This is a genomic window from Streptomyces sp. NPDC000594 (genome assembly GCF_040299965.1).
Taxonomy (GTDB): domain Bacteria; phylum Actinomycetota; class Actinomycetes; order Streptomycetales; family Streptomycetaceae; genus Streptomyces.
Map to the genome: position 1 here is coordinate 1 of NZ_JBEPCY010000055.1, position 22,704 is coordinate 22,704.

Annotated in this window: 21 protein-coding genes and 1 pseudogene; 12 read left to right on the plus strand and 10 right to left on the minus strand. The window is 73.2% G+C overall.

The genetic code is table 11. The features are described from left to right. Nucleotides 1-94, minus strand: a pseudogene (locus ABT354_RS36545) (electron transfer flavoprotein subunit beta); the annotation flags it as partial. 421 nt (nt 95-515) lie between these two features. On the opposite strand from ABT354_RS36545, the gene ABT354_RS36550 reads away from it, so the two are divergent. Further along, entirely contained in the window at nt 516-1,238 is a 723-nt protein-coding gene (locus ABT354_RS36550) for a lysophospholipid acyltransferase family protein (protein WP_351502074.1), read from the plus strand. A 57-nt stretch (nt 1,239-1,295) separates the two neighbouring features. On the opposite strand, the gene ABT354_RS36555 is transcribed toward ABT354_RS36550, so the two are convergent. From ABT354_RS36555 to ABT354_RS36570, 4 genes are all read right to left on the minus strand, one after another. Further along, on the minus strand, nt 1,296-1,988 hold the full coding sequence (locus ABT354_RS36555; RefSeq protein WP_351502076.1) for a B3/B4 domain-containing protein: 693 nt from the start codon (nt 1,986-1,988) through the stop codon (nt 1,296-1,298). Nucleotides 1,989-2,242: 254 nt separating this feature from the next. Continuing rightward, the gene (locus tag ABT354_RS36560; RefSeq protein ID WP_351502079.1) at nt 2,243-3,334 is read right to left on the minus strand and encodes a threonine aldolase family protein; all 1,092 of its coding nucleotides are present in this window, start codon (nt 3,332-3,334) and stop codon (nt 2,243-2,245) included. Then, nucleotides 3,313-4,065 (minus strand): SDR family NAD(P)-dependent oxidoreductase, encoded by a 753-nt coding sequence (locus tag ABT354_RS36565; protein ID WP_351502127.1) that lies wholly within the window; start codon nt 4,063-4,065, stop codon nt 3,313-3,315. The genes ABT354_RS36560 and ABT354_RS36565 overlap by 22 nt, the downstream gene beginning before the upstream one ends. A 23-nt stretch (nt 4,066-4,088) precedes the next feature. Beyond that, a complete protein-coding gene (locus ABT354_RS36570; protein WP_351502081.1) occupies nt 4,089-5,501 on the minus strand; it encodes a DUF6421 family protein in 1,413 nt (470 codons plus the stop codon). 403 nt (nt 5,502-5,904) lie between these two features. Here ABT354_RS36570 and ABT354_RS36575 point away from each other — a divergent pair, with 403 nt between their 5' ends. Continuing rightward, complete coding sequence (locus ABT354_RS36575) at nt 5,905-6,588, plus strand: glycerophosphodiester phosphodiesterase (RefSeq protein WP_351502083.1); 684 nt, start codon at nt 5,905-5,907, stop codon at nt 6,586-6,588. A gap of 96 nt (nt 6,589-6,684) precedes the next feature. On the opposite strand, the gene ABT354_RS36580 is transcribed toward ABT354_RS36575, so the two are convergent. Further along, nucleotides 6,685-7,308, minus strand: coding sequence for a GNAT family N-acetyltransferase (locus ABT354_RS36580; RefSeq protein ID WP_351502085.1), 624 nt, complete (start codon nt 7,306-7,308; stop codon nt 6,685-6,687). A gap of 127 nt (nt 7,309-7,435) precedes the next feature. Between ABT354_RS36580 and ABT354_RS36585 the strand changes: the two genes are divergently transcribed. The 5 genes from ABT354_RS36585 (at nt 7,436) to ABT354_RS36605 (ending at nt 11,720) form a co-directional block, all read left to right on the plus strand. Continuing rightward, a complete protein-coding gene (locus ABT354_RS36585; protein WP_351502087.1) occupies nt 7,436-7,822 on the plus strand; it encodes a VOC family protein in 387 nt (128 codons plus the stop codon). Between the two features lie 111 nt (nt 7,823-7,933). Next, the gene (locus ABT354_RS36590; RefSeq protein WP_351502089.1) at nt 7,934-8,548 is read left to right on the plus strand and encodes a DUF5134 domain-containing protein; all 615 of its coding nucleotides are present in this window, start codon (nt 7,934-7,936) and stop codon (nt 8,546-8,548) included. A gap of 355 nt (nt 8,549-8,903) precedes the next feature. Then, nucleotides 8,904-9,839, plus strand: a complete 936-nt coding sequence (locus tag ABT354_RS36595) for a M56 family metallopeptidase (RefSeq protein ID WP_351502091.1) — start codon at nt 8,904-8,906, stop codon at nt 9,837-9,839. A 236-nt stretch (nt 9,840-10,075) separates the two neighbouring features. Continuing rightward, complete coding sequence (locus tag ABT354_RS36600; RefSeq protein ID WP_351502093.1) at nt 10,076-10,774, plus strand: phosphatase PAP2 family protein; 699 nt, start codon at nt 10,076-10,078, stop codon at nt 10,772-10,774. Nucleotides 10,775-10,931: 157 nt separating this feature from the next. Then, nucleotides 10,932-11,720, plus strand: coding sequence for a TetR/AcrR family transcriptional regulator (locus ABT354_RS36605; RefSeq protein WP_351502095.1), 789 nt, complete (start codon nt 10,932-10,934; stop codon nt 11,718-11,720). On the opposite strand, the gene ABT354_RS36610 is transcribed toward ABT354_RS36605, so the two are convergent. Next, nucleotides 11,678-13,192 carry an LVIVD repeat-containing protein gene (locus ABT354_RS36610; protein WP_351502097.1) on the minus strand — a complete coding sequence of 505 codons (1,515 nt, stop codon included), beginning with the start codon at nt 13,190-13,192 and terminating at the stop codon, nt 11,678-11,680. The two genes, ABT354_RS36605 and ABT354_RS36610, sit on opposite strands and share 43 nt — an antisense overlap. A 189-nt stretch (nt 13,193-13,381) precedes the next feature. Here ABT354_RS36610 and ABT354_RS36615 point away from each other — a divergent pair, with 189 nt between their 5' ends. Beyond that, a complete protein-coding gene (locus tag ABT354_RS36615) occupies nt 13,382-14,119 on the plus strand; it encodes a DUF305 domain-containing protein (protein ID WP_351502099.1) in 738 nt (245 codons plus the stop codon). A gap of 109 nt (nt 14,120-14,228) precedes the next feature. Here the strand turns inward: ABT354_RS36615 and ABT354_RS38170 are convergent, their stop codons facing one another. Continuing rightward, on the minus strand, nt 14,229-15,260 hold the full coding sequence (locus tag ABT354_RS38170; RefSeq protein WP_502983572.1) for a DUF6214 family protein: 1,032 nt from the start codon (nt 15,258-15,260) through the stop codon (nt 14,229-14,231). 138 nt (nt 15,261-15,398) lie between these two features. On the opposite strand from ABT354_RS38170, the gene ABT354_RS36630 reads away from it, so the two are divergent. From ABT354_RS36630 to ABT354_RS36645, 4 genes are all read left to right on the plus strand, one after another. Continuing rightward, complete coding sequence (locus tag ABT354_RS36630; RefSeq protein WP_351502101.1) at nt 15,399-16,778, plus strand: FAD-dependent oxidoreductase; 1,380 nt, start codon at nt 15,399-15,401, stop codon at nt 16,776-16,778. 178 nt (nt 16,779-16,956) lie between these two features. Next, the gene (locus ABT354_RS36635) at nt 16,957-17,637 is read left to right on the plus strand and encodes a uracil-DNA glycosylase (protein ID WP_351502103.1); all 681 of its coding nucleotides are present in this window, start codon (nt 16,957-16,959) and stop codon (nt 17,635-17,637) included. Beyond that, nucleotides 17,634-18,698, plus strand: a complete 1,065-nt coding sequence (locus tag ABT354_RS36640) for an N-acetylglucosamine kinase (RefSeq protein ID WP_351502106.1) — start codon at nt 17,634-17,636, stop codon at nt 18,696-18,698. The genes ABT354_RS36635 and ABT354_RS36640 overlap by 4 nt, the downstream gene beginning before the upstream one ends. 182 nt (nt 18,699-18,880) lie before the next feature. After that, on the plus strand, nt 18,881-19,801 hold the full coding sequence (locus ABT354_RS36645) for a sirohydrochlorin chelatase (protein ID WP_351502108.1): 921 nt from the start codon (nt 18,881-18,883) through the stop codon (nt 19,799-19,801). Between the two features lie 80 nt (nt 19,802-19,881). Here ABT354_RS36645 and ABT354_RS36650 read toward each other — a convergent pair whose 3' ends face one another. Continuing rightward, nucleotides 19,882-20,931, minus strand: a complete 1,050-nt coding sequence (locus ABT354_RS36650; RefSeq protein ID WP_351502111.1) for a lactonase family protein — start codon at nt 20,929-20,931, stop codon at nt 19,882-19,884. A 257-nt stretch (nt 20,932-21,188) separates the two neighbouring features. Beyond that, a complete protein-coding gene (locus tag ABT354_RS36655; protein ID WP_351502131.1) occupies nt 21,189-22,688 on the minus strand; it encodes an FUSC family protein in 1,500 nt (499 codons plus the stop codon). Nucleotides 22,689-22,704: the final 16 nt, after the last annotated feature.

Sequence of the window (22,704 nt, forward strand, 5' to 3'; positions counted from 1 at the left end):
CACCCTCACGATCCACCGTCAGATCCCCACCAAAACCACGCTCACCCGCCGCATCCGGCACAAACTTCACACAGACAACAACCCTCAACGTCACGGGGCTCTCCTCCTCGCAGTGGCCATTCATGGGGCCCACACCCATACCGGCACCCGCCCTGGCGGCAGCCGGCACAGGGGCCCACGGGCGGGGTATCCGATCGGGGCGACCGGGTCTCCCGGGCGAGATATTACTCGCCAGTACGCTTTCAACCTACCCCTTAAGCAAGCGCTTGGAACTGTGATGTTGCCGACGCCGGACGACCCCTTCGGACGGGCGTCCGAACACCCTCCACGCGCCCTTCGAACACCCGTGGGCCGCCAGATATGTACGACGTGACGAGAATCTCCCCGACCGGGGCCGCCAGGACTGGTCAGAGCGGCGCACATGGGGCACGATCTGCGCAGTGCCGAAAACCTACGGCTGCGTAACTTCCACCGGGCGAACCCTCCCCGGGCACGACAGAAGGGTCCTCCCCCAGATGGCAGAGCTCGTCTACCGACCGGTCGTCGGTGCCGCTCTCGCGCTGTTCAAGGCGCTCGACCTGAAGATCGACACTCAGGGGTCGGAGAACATCCCGCGCTCGGGCGGAGCCGTACTGGTCAGCAATCACATCAGCTATCTGGACTTCATCTTCGCCGGTCTGGCGGCCCTCCCCCAGAAGCGCCTGGTCCGCTTCATGGCGAAGGAGTCCGTCTTCCGGCACCGGATCTCCGGGCCGCTGATGCGCGGGATGAAGCACATCCCGGTCGACCGCAAGCAGGGCGAGGCCGCGTACAAGCACGCGCTGGAGTCGCTGCGCGCCGGTGAGATCGTCGGGGTCTTCCCGGAGGCCACCATCTCCGAGTCGTTCACCCTGAAGTCGTTCAAGTCGGGCGCCGCACGGCTGGCCCAGGAGGCCGGGGTGCCGCTGATCCCGGTGGCCCTGTGGGGCACCCAGCGGCTGTGGACCAAGGGCCGGCCGCGCAACTTCAAGCGGAGCCACATCCCGGTGACGATCCGGGTGGGCGCGCCGATCGAGGCCCCCGCCGACCAGTACGCGGGGGCCATCACCCGGCGGCTGCGCGAGCAGGTCCAGCAGCTGCTGGACGAGGCTCAGCAGGGCTATCCGGACCAGCCCAAGGGTGTTTCGGACTCCTGGTGGCTGCCCGCCCATCTGGGCGGTACCGCGCCGACCGTCGAGGAGCTGCGCGAATCCCGCTGAGCCGCATATGACGGCCGTCCGGCCCCGCCCGGCGGAGCCGGGTCCGGCAGGGCGGGCCTAGCGGGGCGGGTGGACGGTGATCCGGGCGCCGGGGCTCTGCTTCGCCAGCGCCTCGGCCAGCTCGGTGCCCGCCGCCTCCAGTTCCGCCGGGGTCATCGGGGGCACCGCCTCCAGCAGGAAGAGGGCGTTCACCGAGGTCTCGGTGAGACGGGTGCGCGGGCCCTGCCGCCAGTTCCAGCGGCGGCAGGTGACGCCCTCGTCGTCGCGCCAGACGACCTCGCCCGCCTCGGGGTGCTCCACCGTCTCCATGCCCTGGGCCAGGGTCGCGAAGGGTTCGTCGCCGGTGGCCCGTACCAGGCGCATGGCGCCCCGGATCAGATCCAGGTCCTCGCCGCCGACCGGCACCAGATGGGCCACGCTGATCGCGTTGTAGAGGTCGACCAGGGCGTTGATCCGGGGCAGTCCCCCGTCGGCGAGCGCTCTGCGGGCCAGTGCCTCGGCGGAGTTGCGGGTACGGGAGGGCTTGGCGCCGAAGGCGGTGTAGACCTGCCGCCAGGCCGCCATATGGGGGTCCTCGTGGGGTGCGCGTCCGCCCAGGCGGGCGGTGAGCCGGCGGACGGCGTCGTCGAGCAGGGCCTCACCGGCGGCGTCACTGGCCCCGTTGACCAGGCCGTGCGCCTCCACGGCCAGCTGGAGAAAGCCGGGCGCGACCGCCCTGACCTCGTCGGAGACGGTGAGGGTGAGCGCCATGCCGGGGTTCCTCGCAGTTCGGTGGAAGGTGCGCTGGGGTTCGGCCCGGCCGCCACCACGGGCCGCCGAGCCGACCCTCGGAAAGACGAAGTGCAGAATACAACACCGTACAGTCCAGCCCAGTGGACTTTTCCGGCTGTCACAGGAACGCGGACGGCGGCGGCCTTCCGGGGGATTCCCGGAAGGCCGCCGCCGTGTCCCGCGCACGCGCGCGCCCTGGAAGGCGCGGCCGGAAAGCCCGGCCGGAAGGCGCTCTAGGGACGCGCCATCTCTTCCTTCAGCGCCTGGACGAAGGCGTCCACATCGTCCTCCGTGGTGTCGAAGGAGCACATCCAGCGGACATCGCCGGCCGTCTCGTCCCAGAAGTAGAAGCGGAAACGTTCCTGGAGACGCAGGCTGACCGCGTGGGGCAGCCGGGCGAAGACCGCGTTGGCCTGGACCGGGTAGAGGATCTCCACCCCGTCGATCTGCCGCACCCCGGCGGCGAGCCGCTGGGCCATGGAGTTGGAGTGCCGGGCGTTGCGCAGCCACAGATCCTGGGCGAGCAGGGCCTCCAGCTGGACCGAGACAAAGCGCATCTTGGAGGCCAGCTGCATGGACATCTTCCGCAGATGCTTCATATGGCTGACCGCGTCCGGGTTGAGGACGACGATCGCCTCGCCGAAGAGCATGCCGTTCTTGGTGCCGCCGAAGGTGAGCACATCTACACCCACGGCGTTGGTGAAGGTCCGCATGGGGGTGTCCAGCGACGCGGCGGCGTTGGCTATGCGCGCCCCGTCGAGGTGCACCTTCATCCCGCGCTCATGGGCGTGCGCCACGATGGCGCGGATCTCGGCCGGGGTGTAGACCGTGCCCAGCTCGGTGTTCTGGGTGATCGACACGACCTGGGGCATCGCCCGGTGCTCGTCCTCCCAGCCCCATGCCTGCCGGTCGATCAGCTCGGGGGTGAGCTTGCCGTCGGGCGTGGGCACGGTGAGCAGCTTCAGCCCGCCCATCCGCTCGGGCGCGCCGCCCTCGTCCACGTTGATGTGGGCGGACTCGGCGCAGATCACCGCGCCCCAGCGGTCGGTCAGCGCCTGGAGGGCGGTGACATTGGCGCCCGTTCCATTGAAGACCGGAAAGGCTTCGGCGGTGGGGCCGAAGTGGCTGTGCATCACCCGCTGGAGGTGGTCGGTGTACGCGTCCCCGCCGTAGGCGACCTGGTGGCCGCCGTTGGCGAGGGCGATGGCCGCGAGGATCTCCGGATGGGCGCCCGCGTAGTTGTCGCTGGCGAATCCGCGGACCGCCGGGTCGTGGTGACGGCGGGCAGCCGTCGTGGAGTGCTTCACGGGTGGGGCGTCAGCCACAGGCGCTGTCCATTCACTTCCTGGGCGGGCCGGTCCCAGACACCGGTGATGGCCTCGGCCAGCTCGGTGACATCGGTGAAGCCCGCGAACTTCGCGTTCGGGCGCTCGGCGCGCATGGCATCGTGCACCAGAGCCTTCACCACGAGGATCGCAGCCGCGGTGCGCGGGCCGTCCTCGCCCCCCGCCTTGCGGAAGGAGTCCGCGAGGGCGAGGGTCCATGCCTCGGCCGCCGCCTTGGCCGCCGAGTAGGCGGCGTTCCCGGCGGTCGGCTTGCTGGCCCCGGCGGCGCTGATCAGGACATAGCGGCCCAGGTCGCTGCGGAGCAGTGCGTCGTGGAAGGCGAGCGAGGTGTTCTGGACGGTACGGATCAGCAGGCGCTCCAGTACGTCCCAGTCGCCCAGCTCGGTGTCGGCGAAGGAGGAGCTGCCGCGCCAGCCGCCGACGAGGTGGACCACGCCGTCGATCCGGCCGAACTCGCTCTCGGTCTTGTCGGCCCAGGCGCGGGTGGCGGCCGGGTCGAGCAGGTCGACGGTGTCACCGATGACAGTGGCGCCGCCGTGGGCGTAGCGGGCGGCGTCGACCGCCGACGCGAGCCGTTCCGCGTCGGCGTCGGCCGCGACGACGGTGGCCCCGGCGTCGGCGAGGCGGAGCAGGGCCGCCCGGCCGGCCGGACCGGCCGCTCCGGCCACCGCGACGACGGCGCCCTCCAGCGGGCCGCCCGAGTTCTTCATGGTCGTCTCCTTGGTGCTGACGGTCACGCCGCCGCCCCCTCGGCGGTGGGCGTGGCCACCGTGTCGGCGGCGGTGATCCCCTTGGTCGAGGCGATCACGCCCTTGAGCTTCTTGGCAAGCGCCTCATAGAACATGCTGAGCGGAAACTCGTCCGGAAGCACGTCGTCCACCAGCTTGCGCGGCGGCTGGTCCAGGTCGAGGGCGTCGGGGCCCTTGGCCCAGCGGGAGCCGGGGTGCGGGGAGAGGTAGGTGGAGACCAGCTCGTACGCGGCGAACCAGTGGACCAGCTTGGGCCGGTCGATGCCGTCGCGGTAGAGCTTCTCGATCTCGGCGCAGAGCTGGTTGGTGAGCTGCGGGGCCCGCTCCCAGTCGATCTTGAGGGTGTTGTCGGTCCAGCGGATCACGTCGTGCCGGTGGAGGTAGGCGAAGAGCAGCTGGCCGCCGAGGCCGTCGTAGTTGCGGTTGCGGTCGCCGGAGACCGGGAAGCGGAACATCCGGTCGAAGAGGACGGCGTACTGCACATCGCGGCCGTGCGGGTTGCCCTCGGCCTCCAGGCGGACGGCCTCCTTGAAGGCGGTGAGGTCGCAGCGCAGCTCCTCCAGGCCGTACATCCAGAACGGCTGACGCTGCTTGATCATGAAGGGGTCGAAGGGCAGATCGCCGTGGCTGTGGGTGCGGTCGTGGACCATGTCCCACAGGACGAAGGCCTCCTGGCAGCGCTGCTGGTCCTCGACCATGGCCCGGATGTCGTCGGGGAGGTCGAGACCGAGGACGCTGACGGCGGCTTCGGTGACGGCGCGGAAGCGCGCGGCCTCACGGTCGCAGAAGATGCCGCCCCAGGTGAAGCGCTCGGGGGCCTCGCGCACGGCGATGGTCTCCGGGAAGAGGACGGCGGAGTGGGTGTCGTACCCCGCGGTGAAGTCCTCAAAGGTGATGCCGCAGAAGAGCGGGTTGTCGTAGCGGGTGCGCTCCAGCTCGGCCAGCCACTCGGGCCACACCATGCGCAGGACGACGGCCTCCAGATTGCGGTCCGGGTTGCCGTTCTGCGTGTACATGGGGAAGACGGCCAGGTGCTGGAGGCCGTCGCGGCGGTCGGCCGCGGGCTGGAAGGCGAGCAGCGAGTCCAGGAAGTCGGGGACTCCGAAGGCGCCGTCGGCCCAGGCGCGCAGATCGGCGACGAGGGCCCGGTGGTAGGCGGCGTCGTGCGGCAGCAGCGGGGACAGCTCCGCGACGGCGTCGGCGATCACACCGACGGTCTCCTCGGCGCGGGCCCGGGTGGGGGCGGTCGCGGCGTCGAAGTCGATGGATCCGTCCTTGGACTGCCAGGGGCGTATCTCCTCGACGGCCTCCTTGAGCCGCGGCCACGCGGGGTGGTCGATCACCCGGGCGTCGGATATCGCCGCGGAGGCGGCTTCCTGCACAAGAATTTCCGTCATGTCACTTCCTCCACGGGAGAACCTCGCGTCAAGACACCGTATCCATGGTGCGTTCCCCAGGACAAGTGGGGCTAAAGAAATTATCCTGCGCCTCCTCATGATCACCGAAGGTTTTACGGTGGCGTGCGAGAGGGCGAAGGTCTTCCTTCTGGTTTTCCGGGTAGGAGACCAGGGGCCGCCGCGACACGCCCACGGATGGGCGAGGCGCGCGCGGACCTGCCGAGGGCGCCACCGGCGCACCGCCGGAAGGACACGCTCCAGCGGTCCTCGCGGGGGCGGTTGCCGTATCCGGGGCGACCACTAGGCTGCGTCCTTGCCGTGCCAGGCCGCCCGGCGGCGCACCGTGCGCGGACCGGGGCGGGCCCGGCAGGCGGCAGCCGCTGTCGACGGAAGCGAGAGAATCTTGACTTTCCTCACCATCGGGCACCGCGGGGTCATGGGCGTCGAGCCGGAGAACACCCTGCGCTCGTTCGTCCGGGCCGAGCGTTGCGGTATGGACGCCATCGAACTCGACCTCCATCTGAGCAAGGACGGCGCCCTGGTCGTCATGCACGACCCCGATGTGGACCGTACGACCGACGGCACCGGGCCCATCGCCGAGAAGACCCTCGCGGAGCTGCGCGAGCTGGACGCGGGCGACGGACAGCGGGTGCCCGTCCTCGACGAGGTGCTGGACGCGGTGAGCGCGCCGCTCCAGGCGGAGATCAAGGATGTCGCCGCCGCGCGGGCGCTGGCGGAGGTGATGCTGCGGCGGGATCTGACCGACCGGGTCACCGTGTCGTCCTTCCACGACGAGGCGGTCGCGGAGATCTCCGCCCTGGTCCCGGGGGTACGGACGGTGCTGATCGCCAGCCGCTGGGGGGCCGACATCGTGGACCGCGCCACGGCGGTCGGCGCGGGCACCCTGGCCCTGAACATCCGCAGGCTCACCCTGGAGACGGTCGAACGGGCCCATGGCGCGGGTATCGAGGTGATCGGCTGGGTGGTGAACACCCAGGAGCAGCTGCGTCTGGCGCGCGCCCTGGAACTCGACGGGGCGACCACGGACTTCCCGGAGATCCGGCGCACCGGGCGGTTCACCGCCTGACGGAGGGCCGCGCCGGGGCACGGGTCCCCGTGCCGTCCGGTGCGGCGGCCGGCCGGGTGCGCGGGGCCGGCCGGCCGTACCGTGACGGGCCGGGGTTCACCCGGCGGTGATGTCCTTGACCAGCAGCTCGAAGGCGAGATCGGCCCGTACCGGAACACCGACGGTCGGCTCGTCGTACGGGAAGGGGCTCAGCTCCCCGGTGCGGCGGTAGCCCCGCCGTACGTACCAGGCGATCAGCTCCTCGCGGGCGGTGAGCACGGTCATCCGCATCTCCCGGGTGTCCCACGCCTCCCGTGCCGCCCGCTCGGCCTCGGCCAGCACCCGGCGGCCCAGACCGCCCGCCTGGCGCGCCGGGTCGACGGCGAACAGGCCGAAGTGGGCGCTCTCCCCCTGGCGCTCGATGGAGCAGCAGCCGACCACGGCCCCGTCCTGGACCGCCGCCAGCAGCCGCCGGCCCGGGGCGCCGATCAGGCCGCGCAGCGCGGGCCCGGTGATCCGCATGCCCTCGATGAGATGCGCCTCGGAGGTCCAGGCCCGGCCGGTGTTCCGGCGGTAGGCGAGATGGATCACCTCCATCAGCCGCTCCGCGTCGGCGGCGGTGGCGTCACGGAGGACGAGGGCGCCCGTCTCCGCGATCTCCGTCGCCGCGGTCTGCGTCTGCGTCTCCGTCGCCGTGGCGGTGTCCGTCTCCAGGCGGGGGGCGAGGTCGGCCGTGTCCATCGGGGTCTCTCCTTAGCTCCAGGTGCGCCCCGAGCGTACGCGGCCGGATTCCGCCCCTTGAGGGGGTGTCCGACGGAACCCGCGCCGCCCCGGTGCGCCACCATTGACCAGGCCCTAGGGTGCGCGCATGGTGCATGTGTTGAGCAGCCGGATCATTGTGCGGCCGGTGGATCCCGGCCGGTCGCGGGCGTTCTACGGGACGACGCTCGGCCTCCCCGTCTACCGGGAGTTCGGCACCGGCCCGGAGCGGGGCACGGTCTACTTCCTCGGCGGCGGCTTCCTGGAGGTCTCCGGCAGGGCGGGAGAGGGGCCCGGGGGCGGTGTCGAGCTGTGGCTCCAGGTGGCGGACGCCGCCGCCGTCCACCGTGAGCTGGCCGCCGCCGGTGTCGAGGTGCTGCGGCCCCCGGTGAAGGAGCCATGGGGGCTGATCGAGATGTGGATCGCCGACCCGGACGGTCACCGGATCGTGGTGGTGGAGGTGCCCGCCGACCACCCCCTGCGCTACCGCCCCTGAGCCCCCGGGACCGACCGCCCCGTGTGCACCCGCGCACACCCCTGTGCGCGGGTGTGTGCGCCGCCGCACGCGGGCATCGCCCCCTCGACTCCGTCGAAGGGGAGGTGCGCCGTGCACGGACCCTGGGTGACCGGCTGGCTGCTCGTCGCGGTCTCGGCCGCGGCCGGTGGGTACTGCCTGGTCCGGATGGGGCGGTGTGCCGGGAGAGAGCGCCGGGAGGCGGGCGAGGACGCCCTGATGGGCCTGGGGATGGCCGCGATGGCGCTGCCGGTGCTGCTGGACGGGGCCTGGACGGTGTACGCGGTGGTGTTCGGCGGGGCGGCGCTGCACGCGCTGTGGTCCCTGCGGCATCGCTCCACCCGGCATCTGCACCATCTCGTCGGGTCGCTCGCCATGGTCTACATGGCCCTGGCGATGGCGCCTCCGGCGACGGGACACGGCGGCCATCCGGCGGCGGCCGGGGTGCCGCTGGTGACGGGCGCCCTGCTGCTCTACTACGCGGGGTACGCACTGCTGTCGGGCGCACGGCTGGTCCCGGCGGCGGGAGCCCCGGCCGGGGTCATGGCCACCGGACCCCGAGCGACGGCGCCGGCCGGGGACGGCGGGGACGGGCAGGCGGGGACAGGAAGGGCGGGGGGCGGACGGGCGGGGAGCGGGCCGGGGCTGGCGCCCGCCTGCCGGCTGGCCATGGCGCTCGGCATGCTGGCGATGCTGCTGGCCCTCTGACCGCCCCGCCACCCCACCGCCTCGGAACATCGGAGCATCGGAGCCCCGGGACCCGCGCGCCCAGGGCCGAACGGTCCCCCGCGCCGGGCCTAGTGCTGTGGGCGGAAAGGTTTGCCGTGGGACCGCGGCGTCCGGTGTGGTGCATCGCAAGGCGGAGGTCCACGGCTCGTACTGGACGTACTTGCGTGGTCCGACAACGCAGCGAGGTGCCGTGCCGGGCGTCGCGGGCCGGTGAACCTTTCCGGTCACAGCACTAGCGACCCGTACACCCCCCGCCGAAGAGGGAAACGTGGCGTACATCACTTGGGCGGCGAGTCCATACCCCCGGGCGGCGGCCCGCTCATAGGGTGATCACATGTTGGTCTCCCTTGTGCTGCTGTCGCTCGGAGCCCTGGCCGCCGTGGTGGCGCCCCGTCTGGTGTCCCGGGCGCGGTGGCGGGAGCGTGAGCCGATCGTGGCCCTGTGGGTCTGGCAGTGCGTGGTCGCCGCCGTACTGCTCTGTTTCGCGCTCTCGATGACCTTCAGCGCCGCCGCGGCCTGGCAGTTCGTCCGGGGCCAGGTCTTCGCCCCCGCACCGCACGGAGTGATGGAGGCCTACGCGCTCGGCAGCGAGGGCCCCTGGGCCGCGCTCCTCGCGGGGCTGCTCGCCTGCGGTGGCCTCTGGACCGCCGTCATGCTCACCCGGGAGATCAGGGACGCCCGCGCCCAGCGCCGCAGACGCCGTGCCGAACTGCTGGTCCGCTCGCCGCTGCTGCCCGGCGAGGAGCCGGGCGGCGAGCCCCTGGTGGTCCTGGAGGGCGAGCGGCCCGGCGCCTGGTGGCTCGCGGGCGGCACCCCGCAGCTCGTCATCACCACGGCCGCGCTGCGCCGGCTGAAGGGCCGCCAGATCGATGCCGTCCTCGCCCATGAGCAGGGGCACGCCCGCGCCCGCCACCACTGGCTGCTGCACTGCTCCGCCGCGCTGGCCTCGGGCTTTCCGCAGATACCGGTCTTCGGGGCCTTCCGCGACGAGATGCACCGGCTGGTGGAGCTGGCCGCCGACGACGCGGCCTCCAAGCGGTTCGGCCGGCTCACCACCGCCCTCGCGCTGGTGGGGCTGAACGAGGACCGGGGCGTCTTCGGCCCCTGTCCGGCCCCCGAGGGGGATCTGCCGCAGCGCGTCGACCGGCTGCTGTCGGCGACGCCCCGGCTCTCCCCGGGCCACCGGCTGCGGCTGACCGCGGCCGCCGCGCTGGTACCGGTGGTCCCGCTGCTGGTGGCGTTCGTCCCCGCGCTGCGCGCCCTGACCTGAGCCCATCCACCGCCCCGGCCCGAGCCGCCGACCACCCGGGCCGCAGGCCGGCCGGGCGGATATCACGCGGTGCACGGGGCAGCCGACCCCGTACCGGAACCTTCCCCTCCGGGGTTGGAGTCACCCCCCGGGGCCTGAGTCACCACCCGGGGCGGGAGTCACCGCTCCGGTCCGCAGTGACCGCCCGGGGCGGGACCCACCACCGAGACATGCCGTAGAGAGGAACGATCACCACCATGCCCTCCCCCCGATCCGGGCCGACCGCCGGAGCAGGCCCGCACCGCGGCCCGTACCGGCCGGTGCGGATCTGCGTCGCCCTCGCCGCGCTCTCCGCCGTCCTGATGACACTGGTGGCGCTCGCCTGGTCACCGCTGATCTCCTTCGACGAGTCGGTGGCCGGGCGGCTGCACGAGTGGGCGGTGCGCCAGCCGGCTGCCGTCCAGGTGAACCGGGTGCTCACCGACTGGTTCTGGGACCCCTGGACCATGCGCGCGCTCGCCGCCGTGGCCTTCGGGGTGCTGTGGTGGCGCCGGGAGCGGACGCTCGCGGTGTGGTTCGCGGTCGGCGCCACCACGGGCACCCTGCTCCAGCAGGTGCTCAAGGCCGCGGTGGACCGCCCCCGCCCGAGCTGGCCCGACCCGGTCGACTCGGCCCGTCTCGCGGCGTTCCCCTCGGGCCACGCCATGACCGCGACCGTCGTCTGCGGGCTGCTGGTGTGGGTCGCGGCGGTGCTCGGGACCAGCCGCCGCCTGATGCGCTGGGTGACCGCGGTCGCGGTCGTCTCCGTGGTGGGGGTGGGGCTCACCCGGCTCTACCTCGGGGTGCACTGGCCCACGGATGTCCTGGCCGGATGGCTGATGGGGAGCTTCTGGGTGCTGCTGACGATCGTGCTGTACGAGCGGTTCGCCGACGGCCGGCGGAGGGCGGAGGGCTGAACCGGCGCGGCCCGGCACCCGGGTACGAGGACGGCCCGGACCGGGCGATCCCCCGCGTCGCCCGGTCCGGGCCGCACACCCGCGGCGAGCCTGGTGGGCGCGGCCGAGGAACGCGCTGAGTATATTGGCTCGGAGCCAGTCAACGCAGGAGTCCAGCATGTCCCCGCGGAGCCCAGCGGTCAATGAAGAGATGCGCAGGCGTTCGCGCGACCGGCTGCTCCAGGCGGCCGTGGAGCTGGTGGGCGAGCGCGGTTACGAGGCCACGACGCTGGCCGCCATCGCCGACCGGGCCGGTTCCGCGCGCGGTCTGGTCTCGTACTACTTCCCGGGCAAGAGGCAGTTGCTCCAGTCCGCCGTGCACCGGCTGATGCACCGCACCCTGGAGGCCGCGTTCTGCCGGGAGCCCCGTACCGAGGACGGCCATGAGCTGCTGGCACGGTCGATCGACGCGGTGCTGCAACTCGCCGTCGAGCGGCCCGTACTGATGCGGACCCATATGTCGGGGGTGCTCCAGGCCGAGGGGTTCATCCAGTGTCCGGAACAGCAGCGGCTGGCGTCGCTGCTGCGCCTGGCGGTGGAGCGGTCCGGATCGCGGCAGGTGGACACGGACTATCCGGTGCTGCGGGCGCTGCTGATGGGCGCCGTCTTCGCGATCGTGCTGCCGGGTGCGCCGATGCCGCCGGCGCGGCTGCGGGCGGAGCTGTTCCAGCGGTTCGGGCTCGCCTGGGAACTGGGCGTTCCGCCGGTCGGTGGGCCGGGCGCCCCCGGGCCCGTGGAGCGGGACGCCGCCCCGGAGGCGGGCCGGGAGACGGGCCGGGAAACCAACCGGCCGGGACCCCAGGGGGCCCCGGCCGGTCTCCGGTCAGGAAGGGATCGCAGGACCCCGGTCCGTCACCGGACGGATCAGTCGTCGTCCTCGTCGTCATCCTCGTCGTCGTCGAAGTAGTCCGGCTGGGTCTGCACATTCAGCTCGTGCAGCCGGACCCGCTTCGCCGGGTCGGTACGACGGTCGTTGATCTTCAGGACGTCGAGGCCCTTGGCGATGTCATTGGAGTAGACATAGCCGTTGTAGTAGTACGCGGACCACGGACCGGCCGTGGTGACCCGGTCCAGGGTGACCGGACCGCGCTCGAAGTAGCCGATCTCCTTCGGCTTCGACGAGTCGGTGAAGTCCCAGACGGAGATGCCGCCCTGGTACCAGGCCTGGACCATCAGGTCCTTGCCCTTGACCGGGATCAGCGAGCCGTTGTGCGCGACACACACCTCGGCGTCCGCCTGGTGGCGGTCGATCTTGAAGTAGCTGCGGAAGACCAGCTTGCGCTTGTCGCCCTTGCCCACGATGTCGTAGATGCCGTTGGCACCCCGCTTGGGACCGACCTCGGCGTTGCAGGTGGCGGCGCCGCCACCACCCAGCTCGTCGGTGAAGACGACCTTGTTGGCGCGCTGGTTGAAGGTGGCCGAGTGCCAGAACGCGAAGTTCTCGTTGTCCTGGACACGGTCGATCAGCTTCGGACGCTCCGGGTCCTCGATGTCGAAGAGGATGCCGTCACCCATGCAGGCACCGGCGGCCAGGTCCTTCGAGGGCAGCACGGTGATGTCGTGGCAGCCGGTGGTCTGGGTGACACCCGGGTTCGTCGGGTGACCCGGGTTGCCGCCGTCCGGGAAGAGGCTCGGGAATCCGATGACCCGGGACTGCTCCGGCGCCTTGCGCGGGATCTTCACGATGGAGATGCCGTCATGCGGCGGCTGGCAGTCCGGGAAGGACGCGCTCGGGAAGTACGACGAGACATAGACGTACACATTCCGGCGTTCCGGGACGATCGTGTTGGTGTGGGATCCACACGCGGTCTCGACAGCGGCGACATACTTCGGGTTGCTCTTGTCGCTGATGTCGAAGATCTTTATGCCCTCCCACGACTCCTTGATCGTCGCCGACTGCGACCTGCTGGAGCAGGAGTTGTCGCTGCGGGACGAGTCGGTGGAGAGGATCAGCAGATCGCCGGAGACCGAGACGTCGTTCTGGCCACCGGGGCAGAGCACCTCGGAAACGGTCTTCGGTGCCCGGGGGTTGCTGATGTCGAAGATGGTGAAGCCGTCATAGGTACCGGCGAACGCGTACTTCCCCTGGAAGGAGATGTCCGTATTCGTGCTCTTCAGCGCCCCCTTGGGGACATTGACGAGGTGTTCGATGTTGGGACTGTGGACGATCTCGTCCACGCCGGGTATCCGGTTGTCCTCGATGGCGGACCGCGCCTTGGCCACCTCACCGGAGGACACCTTGTCCCCCTTGAGGCTCTCCCCGGGGTCGGGGGTGGCCATGGCGGGTGCCGCCGTCAGCAGTGTCGCGAGCAGACCCGCCGCGGCGGTCGCCACGCCCAGTCGTCTGCCCCGCGCACGGGTGTTGTGCAGCAAGCTCACTACGTCCTCCCTGTGTATCCGCTCCGGTTCGAACGGGTTCACGGACCACGGCAGTATCTTCCCTTGCATGCACATCTCAACAGATGGCAACACAGACGTAATAAGAGTTTTTGATCAACTGCTGATTGTTCCGTGCTAGAAACGGCCACAAACAGTCGTCAATCACCTCAAGAGAAGCGGGAGATCACCGTGGTGCAACGCCGCTCGACCAGAAGGACGCGCGGGACGGTCGTCGCGGCAGCGGTCGCCGCCGCCGTACTCGCCCTGGGCGCCTGTGAGTCGGGATCCGGTTCGGACGCGTCCGGCAAGAACGGGTCGGAGGGGGCATCTTCCGGTACGAAGGCGGGCGGGACCACCGGGTCGGTGGTGGCGCCCGGGAAGCCGGGGGAACCGGCGCGGACGCTCACCGCCGAGGAGGCGCGGAAGGCCCTTCCGGACGACTCCCCCAACGACGCCGACATCGCGTACGCCCACCGGATGATCGCCCACCATCAGCAGGCGCTGACCATGACCGAACTGGTGCCGCGCCGGGCCGATTCGAAGCGGGTCAAACTCCTCGCGGAGCGCATATCCGCCGCGCAGAAGCCGGAGATCGGCGCGATGGAGGGGTGGCTGGACGGCCATGGCGAGAAGCCCGCGAAGGACGGCGGGCACGATGGACACAGCGGTCACGGCGGGGGCGGCCAGGGCGGGGATCATGGCGAGATGCCCGGCATGGCCACCGAGAAGCAGCTCGACCGGCTGCGGGACGCCCGGGGCGGGGCCTTCGACAAGCTCTTCCTGAAGCTGATGATCACGCACCACGAGGGGGCGATCACCATGGCCACCGAGGTGCTGACGGACGGGAACAACGTCCGGGTGGAGGAGATGGCGAGCGATGTGGTCGCGAGCCAGACGGTGGAGATCAACAGGATGCGCGACCTCTGACCGCCGACCGCCGGGCGCTGACTGCCGGGCGCTGACTGCCGGGCGCTGACTGCCGACCGCCGTCCGGGCCCGCGCGGCGCTGCCGTGCGGGCCCGGTGGCGCGTCGGGGTCAGCGGCGGCGGATGCGCCGGGGGCGGTGGCGGGCGAGCAGCCCCGCGGCGCGGGCCCCGGCGATGAGCCGCAGGGAGGTACGGCGGCTGCGGCCGGTGGCGCTCATGACCGCGAGGACGGGGTCGGTACCGCCGCGCCGCGCGGCCCGGTAGGCGTCGGCGGCGACCCGGTGACCCGTCCGTCCCCGCACCGCCCCGCGCCGGCCCCGCCGCGCGGCCGCGCCCCCGGCGGGTTCCTGACGCTTCCGGTGACGGCCGTTCCCCCGCCCCGCCGCCGCCGTGTCCACGACACCGTCGTCCCCGCCACAGGCCCCTTCCGCATCCGGTACGGGGGGATCCGCGGCCACCCCCGTACAGCCATCCGCCTCCGCGCCGGGCACCGGCACCGCGCCCGGGTCCGCACCGGGCGCGCGGGTCCCGGCCGGGCCGGTCGTGGCTTCCGGGCCGCCGTCGGGGGATTCCTCGCCGGGGGGCCGGACCGTCCCGCTCCCGCAGCCGCCCGCCGCAGGCGGTACCGCGGGGCCCGGGGGCGGGGCATGGCCCTCGTCGCGGGGGCGGTCGACGGGGGCGGGGATGCCGGACTCCGGAGCGGAGGTGGTCCCGCGCGCGGGGAGATCGGCGGCGGGCGGCGGGTCGGTGGCGGCCGGGCGGCGGCGCGGGGCGGCGGCGCGGCAGGCCGCCTCCAGCGGGCCCCGGATCCGCTGGGCGAGCACCGTCAGCGAGGTCAGCGGCAGCGGCGGATCCGCCCGTAGCTCCTCCACCGTCAGCAGGCCCCCCGCCACCACCGCCAGGATCTCCAGACGGGTGCCGTCCGCGAAGGTCAGCCGCGCGTCGAACCAGCGGGAGAGCGGCACCCGGTCGCCCCGGGACGCCGCCGGGACACCCGCCGTCCCGGCCTCCGGTGAGCGCTCCCGTACCAGATCCGCGGTGACGGTCCCGTAGCCCTGAATCTCCCAGATGGCCGGATAAGGCAGCGGACGGCGGGAATCATACTGATCATTGGCATTAAGAAACGTAGTTTCTTGCACCATTCATATGTAACCGGTCGCTCCGTACCCCGCCGCCACGGCACGCGCGCCCTCCGTGCACGGCACCCTCCCGGCGCAGCCCCGCGCCGGGCCGGGAGAGCGGCGCGGCACCCCGGCCGGGGCGCCGAGAGGAGGGTCGCCGTGCTCCGTGTCGCCGTCGTCGGCGCCGGTCCCAGCGGGGTCTACACCGCGCAGGACCTCGTCGCCCAGACCCGCGTGCCGGATGTCCGGGTGCATGTACTGGACCGGCTCCCCTGCCCGTACGGTCTGGTGCGCTACGGCGTCGCCCCGGACCATGAGCGGATCAAGTCCCTCCAGGGCACTTTGCGGTCGGTGCTGGAGGACGAGCGGATCGAGTTCCTGGGCCATGTCGAGGTGGGCCGGCGCGGTCTCGGTCCCCGGCGGCTGCTGGACCTGTACCACGCGGTGGTCTACTGCGTGGGCGCCTCGCGCGACCGCAGGCTGGGCATCCCCGGCGAGGATCTGCCCGGCTCCCACTCGGCCACCGACTTCGTCGCCTGGTACAGCGCGCACCCGGACGCCGCCGGGGCCGGTTTCGACCTCTCGGGCCGCTCCGCCGTGGTGATCGGCGCGGGCAATGTGGCGGTGGATGTGGCCCGGATGCTCGCCCGCGACCCGGACACCCTGCGCCCGACGGATCTGCCCGAGGGGGTGCTCGCCGCGCTGGAGCACGGCGGGGTGCGCCAGGTGTGGATGGCGGCCCGGCGGGGCCCCTCACAGGCCCGTTTCACCACCAAGGAGCTGCGGGAGCTGGGCGCGCTGCCCGGTACGGACCTCCGGGTCGACCCCGCCGATCTCGTACGGGACCCGGCGTACACGGATCCGGAGCGCGCGGCGGAGCTGCCCGCGGTCGCCCGGCGCAATCTCGCGGTCGTACGGGAGTGGGCGGCACAGCAGGCGCGGCAGGCAGCGGACGGGCCGACGGCGGGCGCGGCGGACCGGCGGTGCGTACGGCTGCGGTTCTTCCTCCGCCCGGTGGCGCTGCTGGAGTCGGGGGGCGCGGTGGGCGCCGTACGGTTCGAGCGGACCGTCCCCGACGGTGCCGGAGGGCTGCGGGGCACGGGGACGTACGAGGAGATCGAGGCCCACCTGGTGCTGCGCGCGGTCGGCTACCGGGGGGCGCCGCTGCCGGGGCTGCCGTTCGATGTCGAGCGGGGCACCGTGCCGCATCGCGCGGGCCGGGTGCTGCGCGAGGGGGTGCCCTCGCCGGGCGAGTACGTGGCCGGGTGGATCAAGCGCGGTCCGACCGGGGTGATCGGCAGCAACCGGCCCTGCGCCAAGGAGACGGTGGGCTCCCTGCTCGACGACGCCGAGGCGCTGGCACGGCGGCGGGTGGCGGCGGATCCGCTGGCGGAGCTGACGGCGGCGGGCGGCCCGCCGGTGCGCTGGTCGGGGTGGGAGGCGATCGTGGCGGCCGAGGCGGAGCTGGGGCGGCGGCTGGGCCGGGGCCCGGTCAAGATCCCCGACTGGGCGGGGCTGCTGGCCGCCGCCGGAGGCTGAGCGGAGGACGGGGCCGGACAGGGCGGAGTGGCGGGCAGAGGCAGGCTGGAGGGCGGCGCGGAGGACAGGGCGGAGTACCGGGGCGGAGGGCAGGGCGGGGGCGGGGCGGACGACGATCGTCCGCCGGCCCTCGCGGGCGGGCTTCGCCGGGGGTGTTGCACCAGTAGAGTGACGCCCCGTGACAGCACGACGACCTTTGAAGGACATCATCGAGCCGGGCTGGGCCGAGGCCCTGGAGCCGGTGGCCGACCGGATCGCCGCGATGGGCGACTTCCTGCGCGAGGAGATCGCCGCGGGCCGCACCTATCTCCCGGCCGGGGCCCATGTCCTGCGCGCCTTCCAGCAACCGTTCGCCGATGTAAGGGTTCTGATCGTCGGTCAGGACCCTTATCCGACACCGGGGCACGCGGTCGGGCTCAGCTTCTCGGTGGCGCCGGAGGTACGGCCCGTCCCGCCCAGCCTGGACAACATCTTCCGGGAGATGCACGCCGATCTGGGCCATCCCCGGCCGTCCAACGGCGATCTGACCCCCTGGGCCGAGCAGGGTGTGCTGCTGCTCAACCGCGCGCTCACCACCGCCCCCCGCAAGCCCGCCGCCCACCGGGGCAAGGGCTGGGAGGAGGTCACCGAGCAGGCCATCCGCGCACTGGTGGCCCGGGGCACCCCGCTGGTGTCGGTGCTCTGGGGGCGGGACGCCCGCAACCTCCGTCCACTCCTCGGTGAACTCCCGGCGATCGAGTCGTCGCACCCCTCGCCGATGTCGGCGGACCGCGGGTTCTTCGGCTCCCGGCCCTTCAGCCGCGTCAACGAGCTGCTGGAACGGCAGGGGGCCCGGCCGGTCGACTGGCGGCTGCCGTGACCGGCGCCCGGGTCCTCGGGGTGGACTCCGGGGGCTCGGGGCTCCGGGTGGCCCTGGCGGACGTCGGCGCGGCCCCCGGGACCGCGCCGATACTCCGCTCACGGGAGCCGGTGCGCACCGGGCCCGGCGGCATCGACACCGCCCATCTGCTGGAACAGCTGCTGCCGATGGCGCGGGCGCTGCTCGACGCGGATCCCCAGGGGGGTCCGGTGGCCGCGATCGCGGTGGGGGCCGCCGGGATGGCGACCCTGGGCGAGCGGCTGCGGAGGGAACTGCCGGGGGCGCTGGCGCAGGCGCTCGGGGTGCGCCGGGCGGCGCTGGCCACCGACGCGGTGACGGCCTACGCGGGCGCGCTCGGCCAGCGTCCGGGGGCCGTGGTGGCGGCGGGCACCGGGATGGTCGCGCTGGGCACGGATCTGCGGGAGTGGCGGCGGGCGGACGGCTGGGGCCATCTGCTGGGCGACTGCGGGAGCGGCGCCTGGATCGGCCGGGCCGGTCTGGAGGCGGCGCTGCGGGCCCATGACGGCCGGGAGGGCGGTTCGGCGGCGCTGCTGGCGGCGGCCGAGGCGGTGTTCGGGCCGGCCGAGGGGCTGCCGGGGCGGGTGTATCCCCGGCCGGACCGTCCGGCGGTGCTGGCCTCCTTCGCCCCGGAGGTCGGCCGCTGCGCCGCCGCCGGGGATCCGGTCGCGACGGAGGTGCTGGCGCTGGCGGCCCGTCAGGTGGCCCAGTCCCTGGCGGCGGTGTGCCCGGACGGCGCCCCACCACCGGACAGCGGTACGGGGGCCGGGGTCACGCGCTCCGGCGGCGGTACGGGCCCCCGCGAGGCGGAGCCCCCGGTGGAGGTGGCGCTGACGGGCGGTCTGTTCCGGCTGGGCGAACCGCTGCTGGCCCCGCTGCGCGCGGAGCTGTCCCGGCTGCTGCCGGATGTCCGCCCGATACCGGCGGCGGGCGACCCCCTCGCCGGTGCGGTGATCCTCGCTTCCGCCCTGGCGACCGGCACCCTGCTGCTGCCCCGTCATCCGACGCTGCTTCACCTTCCGGCGGACGCCGGTGTTCCGTAGGTCGCGCATCGCACGGCGGCACACGACATAGGCACCATCGGATGACACTCCCCCTGAAGGGGGAAAATCACGCGGATGTCGCAGATCTCCTTGACCTTCTATCGGATGAAATACGGACAGAAGGCGCGTGACCACCCCCTCCCCGAGGAGTCCCGCCCCCAAAGCCAGTAGCATGCGGCGCCATGAGCTCCCCCACTGGGCCCGCGTCCGGCCTGCCAGTACGAATGCCGCGTCCCCGACAGTCCGGACGGCACCGCCGCCCGGAACCGGTGGCCGCTCCCGAGGGCGCGCCCGCGCTGGTGCTCGCCGTCCCGGGTGTCCCTTCCCCCGCCTCCCGCGCACTCGCCGAGGAGACCATCAGCATCGCCCGTTCCGAGCTTCCCGGCCTGGAGGTCGGGGTCGGCTATCTCGAAGGCGACGAGTCCGAGTACCCGTCGGTCGAGGGGGTGCTCGCCCGGACCGCCGCCCGGCGGATCGAGCGGTACGAGATCGCGGTCGCGGCGGGGCGTGAGGTGGCCGCGCCCGAGGGCCCGGTCGCCGTGGTGGTACCGCTCCTCGCGGGCCCGGACGCCGTTCTGATGGACCGTATCCGCCGGGCGGTCGCGGAGAGCGGCGCCGCCGCCGAGCTGACCGATGTCCTCGGTCCGCATCCGCTGCTGGCCGAGGCGGTGCACGTCCGGCTCTCCGAGGCGGGCCTCGCACGGGCCGACCGGGCCCGGCTCTTCACCGTGGCCACCGCCGCCGACGGGATCATCCTGGCGACGGTCGGCGGCGAGGAGGCGGTGCAGGCGGCCGGGATCACCGGGATGCTGTTGGCCGCGCGGCTCGCGGTGCCGGTGATGGCCGCCGCGCTCGACCAGGAGGGCTCCGTCGGCGCCGTCGCCGACCAGCTGCGCTCCTCGGGTTCGGCACAGCTGGCGCTGGCCCCGTATCTCATCGGCCCGGAGCTGCCCGAGGGGCTGCTGGAGGGGGCCGTGAAGGACGCGGGCTGCTCCGCCGCCGAGGCGCTGGGTGCCTACCCGGCCATCGGCAAGCTGGTGCTCTCGCAGTACGCGACGCTGCTGGGCATCACGCCCCGGCCGCAGGGCATGCCCGCGCACTGATCCCCGGCGGGCCCGCACGGCAGCGCCGCGCGGGCCCCGGCAAGGGCCTCCGGAGCCGCGGTGACGGGCTCCGGCGGACGTCAGGTGAAGATCACGCAGGAGGCCGCGGGGGCGTCCAGGGAGCCCGCCCACCGCGGTGTGCCCGTACCGGGCTCGATCGTGAACCAGCTGACGTTCCCGGAGCGCTCATTGGCGGCGTAGAGCCGCCGCCCCGCCGGGTCGAGGGCGAGATCGCGCGGCCAGTGCCCGCCGCAGGGCACGGTGGTGCGGAGCACGGCCCGCTCGCCGTCCGGGTCCAGGGCGAGGACGGCGATGCTGTCGTGGCCCCGGTTCGCGACCCACAGATACCGCCCGTCGGGCGCGACGACCACCTCGGAGGGGTACGCGGGCCCGGCGGCGCCGTCCGGGAGTACGGGGGTCTCCCCGACCGGATCGAGCCCGCCCGTCGCCGCGTCCCAGCGGCAGACGGTGAGCGTCGGCTCCAGCTCGTTCAGCACATAGACATGGCTTCCGGCCGGATGGAACGCCAGATGGCGGGGGCCGGTGCCGGGCCTGAGCGCCGTCTCGCCGTGCCGGACGAGTCCCCCGGTCCCGGGGTCCCGCGCGTACACATGGACCGAGTCCGTGCCCAGGTCCACCGCGAGCACCCAGCGACCGCCGGGGGCGGGGACCACCTGATGGGCATGGGGGCCGAGCTGGCGGTCGGCGTCGGGGCCGGAGCCCTGGTGGGGCAGGACGGCCTCGGCCGCGCCCACGGATCCGTCGTCGGCGAGGGGCAGCACGCTGACGCTGCCGGAGCCGTAGTTGGCGGTCAGCAGCCGGCGGCCGTGGACGGCGAGATGGGTGGGACCCGCGCCGCCCACGGGGACCGGGTCCCCGAGCGGGCTGGGTGCCGCGCCGCCGATGTCGAAGGCGGCCACGGCCCCCTCGGTGGCCTCGGAGACGGCATAGAGCACGGGTCCCGTCGCGGTCGGCGCCAGCGCCAGATACGAGGGGTCCGCGAGTGCGTCGGTCGCCCCGGTGGGCGAGAGCGCGCCGGTCCCGGCGTCCACGGTGGCGGCGATGATCCCCCGGCCGCCGGCCGAGGTGAACGAGCCGATGAAGGCCCGCCCACTGGTGGTGTCGACCACAGTCTTCCCTCGTTTCCCCTCAGTGATCGTTCGGTGCCCGGCCGACGGTAGCAGCGGTCTAGACCAAGTGTCTCCACCCGATCCGGTCCGGCGACGGCGGCGGCAGCAGCAGCGACGGCGGAGCAGCGGGAGCCACGGGGAAGACGGAAGGCCGCGAGGGAAAGCGGAGGCCCACGGGGGAAAAGCGGGGGAAGGGGGAGACCGCGGGGGCAAACGGGAGACCGTGGGGGAAAGCGGCGTACCGCCCGTCCGACGGCTCAGTAACCGGCCAGCGGTGTGCGCGGGGAGACGGTGAGCGGGGCCGCCAGCTCCGACAGCACCCGTTCCAGGGAGTGCAGATGCGCGAGGGCCGGCTCGTTCCCCTCCGTAGCGGCGGGCTCCTCCGCGGTCCGGGCGACCCGCTCCCGGCCGACCCCGTTCGCGGTGAGCGCCTCCACGGCGGCCCGGACCCGCCAGCAGGCCGCCGTGAGACGGACATCGTGCGAGGCCGCCGGGTCGGCAGCGACCGACGCGAGGCCGCGCACCTCACGGGCGCAGACATCCAGCAGCTCGATGACCTTGCGCGCCCGTGCCTTCCGGCCCGGGAAGGGGGCCAGCGGGTGCACCAGTGGGGCGAGTGCCAGCCGTACCCGGCCGAGAAGCAGTTCCAGCTCGGCGACGTGCGGCGTCGGATCGGCGCCGGACCGGCCGGCGAGCCGGTCGGTCGCCTGGGCGGTGGCGGCGTGCACACAGTGGAGCGCGCGGTGGATCCAGGCGTCGTTGGTCGCATGGGTGGTCACCGGCAGCACCAGCAGCGCGGCCAGAGCGGCACAGAGGGCGCCCACCCCGGTCTCGGCGAGCCTGAGCGCCAGGAGGTCGGGGTCCAGCACCCCCAGGATCCCGTACAACGAGCTGGCCAGCACCGTCACCGCCAGCATCATCCAGGAGTACGAGACGGCGGCGGTGTAGAAGATCCCGAAGACACAGACGGCGGCCAGCGCGGCGGTGGGCAGGGGCGCGCCCTGGAGCGGCAGGGCGATCAGCAGGCCGACGGCGATGCCGACCACGGTGCCGAGGACCCGGCGGAAGCCCCGGACGAGGGTCTCGCCCCGGGAGGTGGTGTTGACGAAGACCCACCAGGCGGTGCCGATGGCCCAGTACCAGCGGTCCTCGGAGAGCAGCTGTCCGAGGGCCAGCGCCACCACGGAGGCGGCGGTGGCCTGGAAGGCCTGCCGGGTGGAGGACCGCGCGAGGCCGGTGCCCGGCAGGGCCGGCGGGGCGGGGGCCGGTGGGGTGCGCCGCTCGATGGGCCAGAGGAGGAAGCGGGTGGCCCCGGCCGCGAGCAGGGCGAGCAGGACCGCGGCGCCGATCTCCGGCAGCTGCGCGGGGACGGCGTGCAGGAACTGGATGACGAAGAAGTTCATGAAGGCGAAGATCCCGAGCGCATGCCCCCGGGGGCCCCAGCGCCGGGCGTAGACGCCGCCGAAGACGACGATCAGGAACGCGAGGTCACGGGCGGGCGGCAGGCCGTGCAGGGTGGCGGCGAGCGCCAGCACCGGGAGCCCGGCGAGGGGCAGCAGGGCGGTGGTGACCCGCTGGTCACGGACGGTCGCGTCGGTGACCGTGAAGAGCGCCAGCAGGGCCGCGAGCCCGCCGGTGATCGACGCGTTGAGGGAGAACCCGCAGATCTCGGTGAGGGCGACGGCGGCGGCGACGCCGATGACGGCGCGGGTCGCGACACGGAGTCTCAGACGCCCCGGGTCCGGGGCCACGAACATACTCTTCACGGCGGAG

Bases quoted from the DNA above. Each gene is read 5' to 3' on its own strand.
- ABT354_RS36550 (WP_351502074.1), top strand. From the start codon at position 516: ATGGCAGAGCTCGTCTACCGACCGGTCGTCGGTGCCGCTCTCGCGCTG.
- ABT354_RS36555 (WP_351502076.1), bottom strand. From the start codon at position 1,988: ATGGCGCTCACCCTCACCGTCTCCGACGAGGTCAGGGCGGTCGCGCCC.
- ABT354_RS36565 (WP_351502127.1), bottom strand. From the start codon at position 4,065: ATGAAGAACTCGGGCGGCCCGCTGGAGGGCGCCGTCGTCGCGGTGGCC.
- ABT354_RS36570 (WP_351502081.1), bottom strand. From the start codon at position 5,501: ATGACGGAAATTCTTGTGCAGGAAGCCGCCTCCGCGGCGATATCCGAC.
- ABT354_RS36580 (WP_351502085.1), bottom strand. From the start codon at position 7,308: ATGGACACGGCCGACCTCGCCCCCCGCCTGGAGACGGACACCGCCACG.
- ABT354_RS36585 (WP_351502087.1), top strand. From the start codon at position 7,436: ATGGTGCATGTGTTGAGCAGCCGGATCATTGTGCGGCCGGTGGATCCC.
- ABT354_RS36595 (WP_351502091.1), top strand. From the start codon at position 8,904: ATGTTGGTCTCCCTTGTGCTGCTGTCGCTCGGAGCCCTGGCCGCCGTG.
- ABT354_RS36600 (WP_351502093.1), top strand. From the start codon at position 10,076: ATGCCCTCCCCCCGATCCGGGCCGACCGCCGGAGCAGGCCCGCACCGC.
- ABT354_RS36605 (WP_351502095.1), top strand. From the start codon at position 10,932: ATGTCCCCGCGGAGCCCAGCGGTCAATGAAGAGATGCGCAGGCGTTCG.
- ABT354_RS38170 (WP_502983572.1), bottom strand. From the start codon at position 15,260: ATGGTGCAAGAAACTACGTTTCTTAATGCCAATGATCAGTATGATTCC.
- ABT354_RS36645 (WP_351502108.1), top strand. From the start codon at position 18,881: ATGAGCTCCCCCACTGGGCCCGCGTCCGGCCTGCCAGTACGAATGCCG.
- ABT354_RS36655 (WP_351502131.1), bottom strand. From the start codon at position 22,688: ATGTTCGTGGCCCCGGACCCGGGGCGTCTGAGACTCCGTGTCGCGACC.